Origin of the sequence: Pseudoalteromonas sp. S1650, from assembly GCF_005887195.1 — a bacterium.
GTDB lineage: Bacteria > Pseudomonadota > Gammaproteobacteria > Enterobacterales > Alteromonadaceae > Pseudoalteromonas > Pseudoalteromonas simplex.
Map to the genome: position 1 here is coordinate 1 of NZ_PNDF01000139.1, position 1,360 is coordinate 1,360.

Consider the following 1,360-nt stretch of genomic DNA (forward strand, 5'->3'; position numbering starts at 1 on the left):
AGCTGATAAGATTACTGTTGCGCAAACTCTCAAATGGAAGTCGTTAACGCACCAAACTACGCTCTCAAGGCGAGTAACCCCGTTTAATGGCGTTGAGTTTAATGTAATTAAAACGAAAGAGCATGAAGACTATTGGTTAGTAGAGCTTAATTTATCTGGGCCTTATTCTGGAGATACAATTGGTGACATTATTCTAACCTCGACATCATTCGAGCAAGCCACTCCCGCAAAATCTCAACAGAAAAGTGTTGATTTAGCACCTTATGAACAAAAAACATACACCTTCAAAGTAACAAAAACTGACAAACCACAACAGATTTCTGTAAAGGCCATTTTAAATGTTGATGGTGAGCCTATTCGCCTTATTCAAGAGCTTACTTTGTCCTAAGCTTAACAATAGGACGACGCCACTTTCGCAAGAAAGTGGCTTTAAGCTTCTCTTTAGATAACCATTATTTAGTCCAGCGTTAACTGAGTTGCTTCCTTTCTCTTCATACTCAGCCATCTATGCCCTAATTTAATTACCTTTCAATGCACTCATCAATATTGAAGTTGTCAGCTTTATCGACACTTTTGCAACGTAAGTACAATTGAATGTTTATTTATCAACTTTACATCCAAGTAGTTCAATTTATAGTTAGTTTAAAACACCAGAAAAAAGATAAAGGGGGTTTTGACTTTGAATAAATGAACCTTTGCATTTGTTTCTTTATAAAAAAAGAGCCACCAGAAAACTGATGACTCCATTATATAAAGTACGTGAGATCACGCTTTAAGTTTATATATTAACTAAGGACACCCTTGACTGTTAAAGTCGACGACTAAGCTTGCACCAGTGCTATTACCTGCTACTTTTAGGTAGCCCCAGTATTCACTCTGGCCTGAAATATAAATACACTCTCCATTTCCGCTATTATTTGACTCAGCCACTTCATTGTTACCATTTGGCCAACCACTTGCAGCGTAGCTTAGACTTAAATCACCACTACCATTAGCGGTGGTGATGGCAATACCATTTTGGCCTTGAACATCTGCAATGCTAAACCACATAGGATCGCTATTACCTAGACAAATTACTTCGCCATCATTTAAGCGGCCACTGCTTCGGCTGCCTTGACTAGCACACACATCTGGCACGTTAGAAGTCACTTGGGTAAATGATGCTGTTAACTGAACGTTATCAAATGCATTATAACCTCTAACCATCACATGGTATCGGCCTACTTGTGCAGGATTAATAGTACACGACTCTTCGTTACCACCAATGTAAGGGCGACAATCATATATAGCTTCACTCGGTGCTACTTCAAAACTTACATATAAATCCGCATCACCTGTACCACCAGTTAAATTAAACATA

Annotated in this window: 1 protein-coding gene and 1 pseudogene; one reads left to right on the forward strand and one right to left on the reverse strand. The window is 38.5% G+C overall.

Features of this window, described 5'->3' with window-relative positions:
- A pseudogene (locus tag CWB80_RS21865) lies at window positions 1–388 on the forward strand (hypothetical protein); the annotation flags it as partial.
- Window positions 389–789: 401 nt separating this feature from the next.
- On the opposite strand, the gene CWB80_RS21870 reads toward CWB80_RS21865, so the two are convergent.
- Window positions 790–1,360, reverse strand: a 571-nt coding sequence (locus tag CWB80_RS21870; RefSeq protein WP_171041575.1) for a PPC domain-containing protein, incomplete at its 5' end; no start/stop codon positions are given.